This window comes from Kineosporia sp. R_H_3, from assembly GCF_002198675.1.
Taxonomy (GTDB): domain Bacteria; phylum Actinomycetota; class Actinomycetes; order Actinomycetales; family Kineosporiaceae; genus R-H-3.
On record NZ_MWLL01000237.1, the window covers coordinates 1 to 8,000 of the forward strand.

The following is an 8,000-nucleotide window of genomic DNA, read 5'->3' on the forward strand; positions in this document are numbered from 1 at the left end:
GGTACGCCCCTGTGCCGCCGACGAGCGCGGCCCCGCCCCCGGTCACCGGCCCGCTGCCGTCCCGCCGCAGCGTGAGCCGCAGCGGCGCCAGGGTCTCGGCCGGCGGCGGCGCCCAGGAGCTCCTCGACCGCGCGGTCGCCGCGGCCGGCCCGCTGCTGGAGCGGCTGCGCGGGGTGCCGCCGGTGATCCTCGTCGCGGCCGCCGCGTTCGGCGTCGGGGTCGTCATCGTCCTCGTGTCGCTGTTCACGTTCGGCGGCGGGGACGACGCCGAGGCGGGCACCGGGGCCGGTTCCTCGGCCCGGCCGTCCGCAGCGGCCAAGCCGGCGCCGATCGACCTCTCCACGGTGACCGCCGAGGCCTCGAGCGAGCAGGACGCCGAGGGCGGCACGTCCTACGGCGCGGACAACACGCTCGACGGCAAGCTCGCGACGGCGTGGAACAGCGACGGCAAGGCCGACGGGGCAGGTCCCGGCATCACGCTGACGTACACCTTCGACGCGCCCGTCGACCTGCGCTCGGTGAGCCTGACGAACGGGTACCAGAAGGTCATCAAGTCCAACGGCAAGAACCGCGACCTCTACACGGCGAACTCGCGGGTCAAGCAGGTCAAGGTCGTCACCGACGGCGGCGAGTGGACGTGGACGCTCCAGGACGCCCGCGCACCGCAGACCCTCCGCAAGGAGTTCGGCCGGACGAAGACCGTGACCCTGGAGATCCTCAGCGTCTACAAGGGCGCCCAGTACAAGGACACCGCGATCTCCGAGGTGGCCTTCACCGCCGTCGGCTGAGCGCCCGGCCGCCGGCTCAGCTCTCCGGCGGCGTCCAGACGTCGGTGCGGCTCATCCCGCCGGCGCGGCCCTTGCCCGCGATGACGAGCGCCATCTTGCGGCTGGCCTCGTCGATCATCTCGTCGCCGAGCATCGCCGCACCCCGCGCGCCACCGGCGGCCGAGGTGAACCACGCGTACGCGTCGAGGATGTTCTCCGCGTGGTCGTAGTCCTCCTGCCGCGGGTTGAACACCTCGTTCGCCGCGTCGATCTGCCCCGGGTGCAGAACCCACTTGCCGTCGAAGCCCAGCGCCGCGGACCGGCCCGCGACCCGGCGGAACCCGTCGACGTCCTTGATCGCCAGGTACGGGCCGTCGACCGCCTGCTTGTCGTTCGCCCGGGCCGCCATGAGGATCGACATGAGGATGTGGTGGTAGGCGTCCCCCACGTCGTACCCCGGCGGCTGCTCCCCGACGACGAGCGACTTCATGTTGATGCTCGCCATGAAGTCCGCCGGGCCGAAGATGATCGTCTCCACCCGCGGGCTGGCCTTCGCGATCGCGTCCACCGCGATGAGGCCCTTCGCGTTCTCGATCTGCGCCTCGATCCCGATCCGGCCGACCTCGTAGCCCATCGTCGTCTCGATCTGCGTCAGCAGCAGGTCCAGCGCCACGACCTGCTCGGCCGACTGCACTTTCGGCAGCATGATCGCGTCGAGGTTCGCGCCCGCGCCCTCGACGACCTCCACGACGTCCCGGTACGTCCAGTGCGTCGTCCAGTCGTTGACCCGCACCACCCGGATCCTTGTCCCCCAGCCGCCCTCGTTGAGCGACGCGACGATCGTCTTGCGCGCCTCCGGCTTCGCCAGCGGTGCGCACGCGTCCTCGAGGTCCAGGAACACCTGGTCCACCGGCAGCGTCCGCGCCTTGTCGATCATCTTCTGGCTCGACCCGGGCACCGCCAGGTTCGACCGGCGGGGACGCACCGGCCTCGTGCCGGGCGCGGTCGTCGGGGTCGTCGTCATCGTCGCTCCTCCTAGGGCTGGCTCCTGCGGACGCTACCCGCAGGTCGGCGGACGGTCACCGCACCTGCGCGTGACGTGGTTCACCCGCGCTCACACGACACCCTGCGCGTCGACGAACGCCTCCGCCCGCGCCCGGCCCTGGGCCCGGACGACGAGCGCGAGACCGACGAGCACGAGCACGGCGCCGGGCACGACCCCCAGCGGCGGCACCTGCTCCAGCCAGGCCCAGGCGACGAGGCTCGCGCCGGGGATCTCCAGGAGGATCGCCAGGGACAGCGGGGTCGCGCCGACGACGGGCACGGCGACGTTGAGCAGCGTGTGCCCGAGGACCTGGGCCGCAACCGTGAGCACGAGGAGCTCGACCCAGGTCCGCGGGGCGTAGCCCCCGAGCCTGACCCCCGCGAGCAGGCAGACCGGCCCGACGAGCAGGGCCGTCGTCCCGTACGCGACGAGCGTGTAGACGCCGGTCGACGTCGTCCGCCGCACCGACTCCCCGACGAGGGTGTACGCCGCACCGGCCATCCCGCCGCCGAGCGCCAGGAGGTCGCCGAGGAGCGCCGTCGGCGAGGTCCCGGCGTCGACCCCGGTCATGACGAGCACCCCGGCGAAGGCGAGGGTCACCCCCACGACGACGCCGAACGGCACCCGCTCGCCGCGCAGCCGCTGCCACGCGACCGTCCACACCGGGCCGGTGACGACGAGCGCCGTCGAGACGGTGACCGTCGTGAGGCGCAGGCTCGGCAGCCACAGCCCGAAGTGCAGCGTGAGGAACAGCCCGGAGAGCAGGCACCGCCGCCACGTCGCCGCGGGCAGCGCGGCGAGCTCGCGGCGGCTCGTCACGGCCACGACCGGCGCGGTGGCGAGGGCACCGAAGGCGGCGCGCCAGAACGCGACCGCGAACGCCGGCGCCGCGGTCGCGCTGCCGATGGGAGCGGCGAGCGAGACCCCGAGGACGGCCACCGTGACGAGCACCCAGGCCCGCGCCCTCGACGGCAACCGCCGCTGCTCGACCACCCGCGCACTCTTCCATGCCCGGCGGCACCCCGATGTGGCAGGCTGCCCGCGTGGGCACCACCGACCCGGGCACCGGCTTCTTCGGCGACCGCCGCGTCACGGCGGTCGTCCCCGCGCTCCCGGACGCCGCGGACCTCAGCCCCGAGCAGGCCGCCCTCGTCGCCGAGGCGTGCACGAAGAGCGGCCTGGTCTGGGTGCGACCGCACGACCTGGACCGCGCGGTCGCCGCCTGGCACGTGTGGCACGCGGACGCCGTCCACGTCATCTCCGGCGTCGACGAGCAGTACCTGCCTCTGCTCCAGGGCGTCGTCGAGGTGACCGTGCCGAGCAAGGACACCGGCGCCCGGCTGCTCGTCGTCCTCGCCCGGGCCGACCTGCTGCCCGTCCGCTCCCCCGAGTGGGAGGCCGCCACCGACGCCCTCGCGGCCAAGCGGCTCAACGCGCTCGACCCGGCCACGCAGCGCGAGCGGTGGGCCGCCGGCACGGTCGTCACCCGGCTCACCCCGGTCCACCTCGTCACGGCCGGCGCAGGCGCGGACGACGCCCCGTCCGGCGCCGCCCCGCCTCCGCCGTCCCCGGCGACGACCCGCGGCGACTACGCGCCCTGGCACCTCGGCGGCCGGCTCGGCCGCGCCGCACGCCGCCGCTGAGGGCGACCGCGCCTTCCTGCGGCCCCTGCGTCCCGGCGGGCGCCCCGGCCCGGCGTTAGCCTGCACGTCATGAGCGGACCTCCGTCGAGGGTCTTCGTCGCCCGGCTCGCCGGTCTGGCCGTCTTCGACCCCATCGGCGACCAGGTCGGCCGGGTGCGCGACGTCGTCGCCGTCTTCCGGGCCGGTTCGCAGGCACCGCGAGCGGTCGGTCTCGTCGTCGAGGTCCCGGGCCGCCGCCGGGTCTTCGTCCCGATGACCCGGGTCACCTCGATCGACGCCGGCCAGGTCATCACGACGGGGCTGGTCAACATGCGCCGCTTCGAGCAGCGCCCCACCGAGACGCTCGTGCTCGGCGAGATGCTCGACCGCACGGTCCGGCTGCGCGACGACGACGCGGACGGCGACGGCCCCGGTGACGAGGTCACCGTCGAGGACGTCGCCATCGAGCCCGGGCGCGCCCGGGAGTGGCGCATCTCCAAGGTGTTCGTCCGCCGGGGCCGCTCCGGCCGGCTGCGCCGCCGGGGCGAGACGCTCGTCGTCGACTTCGAGGACCTCGTCGGCTTCGGCGTCGTCGAGCACCGCCAGGGCGCGGCGAACCTGCTCGCGGCCTTCGACGAGCTCAAGGCGGCCGACCTCGCGGAGGTCATCCACGAGCTCACGCCGAAGCGCCGCCTCGAGGTCGCCTCGGCGCTCGACGACGAGCGCCTGGCCGACGTCCTCGAGGAGCTCCCCGAGGACGACCAGGTCGAGATCCTCTCGGTGCTCGGCGGGGAGCGCGCCGCGGACGTCCTCGAGGCGATGCAGCCGGACGACGCCGCGGACCTGCTCAGCGACCTCCCGGCCGACCAGGCCGAGCAGCTCCTCGGGCTCATGGACCCGGAGGAGGCCGACGACGTCCGCCGGCTGCTCGCCTACGCCGAGGACACCGCCGGCGGCATGATGACGCCGGAGCCGGTGATCCTGCCCCCGGAGGCCTCGGTCGCCGAGGGCCTGGCGCACGTGCGCCGCGCGGACCTGTCCCCCGCGCTGGCCGCCGCGGTCTACGTCTGCCGCCCGCCGTCGGAGACCCCGACGGGCAAGTACCTCGGGCTCGTCCACGTCCAGCGCCTGCTCCGCGAGCCCCCGCAGCAGGCCGTCGGGACGTTGCTGGACAAGGAGATCGAGCCGCTGTCGACCGACACCCCGCTCGGGGCGATCACCCGGCGGCTCGCGACGTACAACCTCGTCGCGCTGCCGGTCACCGACGAGGCGAACCGGCTCGTCGGGGTCGTCACCGTGGACGACGTCCTCGACCACCTGCTCCCCGAGGACTGGCGCGACGCGGACGACGACCTCACCGCGTTCGCGGACGAGGAGGCCCCCCGTGTCCGCTGAGCCGCTGCGCCGGGTCGCCGCGCCGCTGCGCCGCGCCGCGCGGCGNCCGCGTCGCGCCGCGCGGCCGCTGCGCCAGGTGCGCGGCGGCGACCGCCGCCCGGGCGGACGCCGTCCCGGTCTCGACACCCCCCTCGACCGCCGGCCGGTCCTGCCGACCCCGCAGGTCGACGCCGAGACGTTCGGCCGCTGGTCGGAGCGGTTCGCCCGGTTCATGGGCACGGCCCAGTTCATCGCGGGCATGACGGTCTTCGTCGTGGTGTGGCTGGCTTGGAACACGCTCGCCCCGACGGACCTGCAGTACGACCCGAAGGCCCTGAACTACACGCTCCTCACGCTCATCCTCAGCCTGCAGGCGTCGTACGCGGCGCCGCTCATCCTCCTCGCGCAGAACCGGCAGGCGGACCGCGACCGGGTGCAGTTCGAGCAGGACCGGCAGCGTTCGGAGCGCAACCTCGCCGACACCGAGTACCTCGCGCGCGAGGTGGCCGCGCTGCGGATCGCCCTGCGCGACGTCGCCACGCGGGACTTCGTCCGCTCCGAGCTGCGAGACCTGCTCGAGGAGCTGCTCGCGGACCGCGCCGACACCGGCACGGCGGCCGCGTCGAAGGGCGGCGGCAAGGGCGGCAAGAAGTCCAAGAACGGGCCGAAGAGCACCGGCGAGGCAGGCGGGACCGTTCCCAGGACGGAGGTCCCGGAAACGGCGCCCGGCAGTGATGCATCGGGGGCGCCGGACGCTTCCGTCGTCAACTACTCAGAGTGACCCGGCTTGCCATCACCGCCATCGCTGTGGCAACGTTCCTCACGCACCGGCGCCTATGGGCGCCGGTGCGCCAATGTTTTGGCCCGCCTCACGACGGTGTGCTCTCGGGACTGTCACGCAAGGGATTCCGGCTTTCCCGGATGCATGTGCATCCGGGCGGGAACCGGATCCGACGTCCGTCCCTGACGACGGTCCGGCGGGCCGTGCCGGGCCGGTGTCTTGCGGTCACCGTTGTCACGCTGGGTGATACGTGAGTGCGCGCGGGCCCGGGGATCAGCTCACGCCCGAGCCCGCGCGCAGTCTGTGCGAAGCGCTCCGCGACCGGCCTCAGCCGGCGCCCTGCGTGCGCTCCAGGAGGAAGTCGAAGTCGCCGTCCTTGACGCCGAGGACCAGGGCCTCGATCTCGGCGTCCGTATAGACGAGCACCGGACCCTCGGGGAAGCGTGAGTTGCGCACCGCGACCCCGTCTCCGGCCGGCAGGACCGCCATCTCGACGCAGTTGCCCGCGGGGCCGCTGCGACGGCTCTTGGTCCAGGAGAGGTCGCGCAGCGACGCCCCCGGCATTCCGTTCTCGACCCTGTCCATACCTGGCCGGTCCTTCCAGACACTCCGGGCAACCACTCGACTACCCGGATGCATATGCATCCGCGCTTGCAGATGCGAACACCGCGAAGATAGACCGATCTTCCCTATCGTCACAACCCGTGTGACTAACAACATTGCGTCACGGGGCCGACCTGTCGCCGAACGGTCGTCCCGCAGCGGCGAAGGGTTTCCCACGCATGCGAACGATCACATTCCGTCACGTACCGCGTCGACGGTCGTGCGTCCCGGGAGGGGTCAGTGCTCGGCGAGCAGCTCGAGCACGAAGTCCTTCGTCTTGGCCGGCGTGAGGCACTCGACGCACAGCCGGTCCATGACCTCGGTGTACCGGACGACGTGGTCCGGCTTGTCGATGTAGAGCGCGCCGAGGAGGTGCTCGACGTAGACGACGTCGGGCAGGTCGGGCTCGGCGAAGCGCAGGAGGGTGAACGCACCGCCGCCGGACGCGTGGACGTAGCGGCTCGTCGGGAGCACCTGGATCGTCACGTGCGGCTGGTCCGCGAGCTTGAGCAGGTGCTCGAGCTGGTCACGCCGGACCTGGTCGCCACCGACCGGGCGGCGCAGCGCCGCCTCGTCGAGGACGGCCCAGACGTGCGGGGAACCGGCCCGGTTGAGGAGCTGCTTGCGGGCGGCACGCAGAGCGACGGCCCGGTCGATGTCCTGCGGCGACGGCGTCGGCAGCAGAGACGCGATCGTGGCCCGGCTGTAGGCGTCGGTCTGGAGCAGGCCCGGGACGAAGTGCGTCTCGTACGTCCGGATCCGGGTCGCGGCCTGCTCGAGGCCGATGTAGTCCTGGAACCAGTCCGGCAGCACGTCCTCGTACTCGCGCCACCACGCGGGCCGGTTCGCCTCGCGCAGCAGGTCGAGGACGGCCTTGCGCTCGTCGGGGTCGGTGACGCCGTAGTAGACGAGCAGGTCGGCGACGTCGCGCTCCTTGAACGAGACCTTGCCGAGCTCGAGACGGCTCATCTTCGACTCGGAGGCCCGGATCGTGTAGCCCGCGTCGGCGCGCGAGAACCCGCGCTCCTCGCGCAGACGCCGCAGCCGTGCGCCGAGCATCATCCGTCGCGCGGTGACGCTCGCGTTGGGCTGCTCCGTCATGTGGTTTCCGTACCTCCGGAGCACAGTGTGACATTCCGACCACGTCCAGGCACAGTCCCGACCGGCCGGAAATCGTCGACGATCATGATCGAACCACGCCGCCGGGTCAACCACGGGCGGCGATCTGCCGACGTAGACACCGTGAGCTCCACGACGCCAGGCCCGGCCGGGGCCGCTGCGAGCACGGCCGGACGCACGTTCGTGCCGTCGCAGGCGGCCCGCAAGCGGCTGGGCGACGTCCTCGTGTCCACGGGCCTGCTGACGCCCGAGCAGCTGGAGACCGCACTGTCGGCCCAGTCGGCGTCGACCGGGCCGCGCCGCCGCCTCGGGCAGGTCGTCGTCGACCTCGGCCTGGCGTCCGAGCGCGACGTCGCCGAGTGCCTCGCGAGCCTGCTCGGCCTCGAGCTCATCGACCTGTCGAAGATCGTGCCGGCCCCGGACGTCGTCAAGCTGCTCCCCCGCCAGGTCGCCGAGCGGGTGCGGGTGCTCGTCCTGGACCGCACCCCGGCCGGCGGCGTCGTCATCGCGGCCGCGGACCCCACGAACGTCCTCGCGCTCGACGACGTCCGCCTCTACACCCGCTCGTCCGACCTCAAGATGTACGTCGCGACCGAGAGCCAGATCCGTGACCAGCTGAACCGGGCGTGGTCGCTGGGTCAGGACAGTGCGTCGGTGGAGGCGATCGTCGATGACGTCGAGGACGACGA

The 8,000-nt window shown here is 73.1% G+C and carries 7 protein-coding genes and 2 pseudogenes; 5 read left to right on the forward strand and 4 right to left on the reverse strand.

All coding sequences use genetic code 11. From position 1 onward, the window contains the following. Positions 1 to 788: pseudogene (locus ECOMGDLI_RS35015) on the forward strand (hypothetical protein); the annotation flags it as partial. 16 nt (positions 789 to 804) lie between these two features. Here the strand turns inward: ECOMGDLI_RS35015 and ECOMGDLI_RS29830 are convergent. Both ECOMGDLI_RS29830 and ECOMGDLI_RS29835 read right to left on the reverse strand, forming a co-directional pair. Then, a complete protein-coding gene (locus ECOMGDLI_RS29830; protein ID WP_088320465.1) occupies positions 805 to 1,791 on the reverse strand; it encodes a CoA ester lyase in 987 nt (328 codons plus the stop codon). Positions 1,792 to 1,881: 90 nt separating this feature from the next. Further along, positions 1,882 to 2,805, reverse strand: a complete 924-nt coding sequence (locus ECOMGDLI_RS29835) for a DMT family transporter (protein WP_198955309.1) — start codon at positions 2,803 to 2,805, stop codon at positions 1,882 to 1,884. Positions 2,806 to 2,855: 50 nt separating this feature from the next. On the opposite strand from ECOMGDLI_RS29835, the gene ECOMGDLI_RS29840 reads away from it, so the two are divergent. The 3 genes from ECOMGDLI_RS29840 to ECOMGDLI_RS29850 all read left to right on the forward strand — a co-directional run bounded on the left by ECOMGDLI_RS29840 (position 2,856) and on the right by ECOMGDLI_RS29850 (position 5,589). Beyond that, a complete protein-coding gene (locus tag ECOMGDLI_RS29840; protein WP_198955310.1) occupies positions 2,856 to 3,455 on the forward strand; it encodes a hypothetical protein in 600 nt (199 codons plus the stop codon). A gap of 69 nt (positions 3,456 to 3,524) precedes the next feature. After that, positions 3,525 to 4,829, forward strand: coding sequence for a magnesium transporter MgtE N-terminal domain-containing protein (locus tag ECOMGDLI_RS29845; protein WP_088320467.1), 1,305 nt, complete (start codon positions 3,525 to 3,527; stop codon positions 4,827 to 4,829). 148 nt (positions 4,830 to 4,977) lie between these two features. Continuing rightward, entirely contained in the window at positions 4,978 to 5,589 is a 612-nt protein-coding gene (locus ECOMGDLI_RS29850; protein ID WP_369812808.1) for a DUF1003 domain-containing protein, read from the forward strand. A 327-nt stretch (positions 5,590 to 5,916) separates the two neighbouring features. On the opposite strand, the gene ECOMGDLI_RS29855 is transcribed toward ECOMGDLI_RS29850, so the two are convergent. Then, on the reverse strand, positions 5,917 to 6,174 hold the full coding sequence (locus ECOMGDLI_RS29855) for a DUF397 domain-containing protein (RefSeq protein ID WP_088320468.1): 258 nt from the start codon (positions 6,172 to 6,174) through the stop codon (positions 5,917 to 5,919). Positions 6,175 to 6,429: 255 nt separating this feature from the next. After that, positions 6,430 to 7,293: a DUF5753 domain-containing protein gene (locus ECOMGDLI_RS29860; protein WP_088285690.1), complete on the reverse strand. Its 864-nt coding sequence runs from the start codon at positions 7,291 to 7,293 to the stop codon at positions 6,430 to 6,432. A 141-nt stretch (positions 7,294 to 7,434) separates the two neighbouring features. Here ECOMGDLI_RS29860 and ECOMGDLI_RS29865 point away from each other — a divergent pair. Further along, positions 7,435 to 8,000: pseudogene (locus ECOMGDLI_RS29865) on the forward strand (hypothetical protein); the annotation flags it as partial.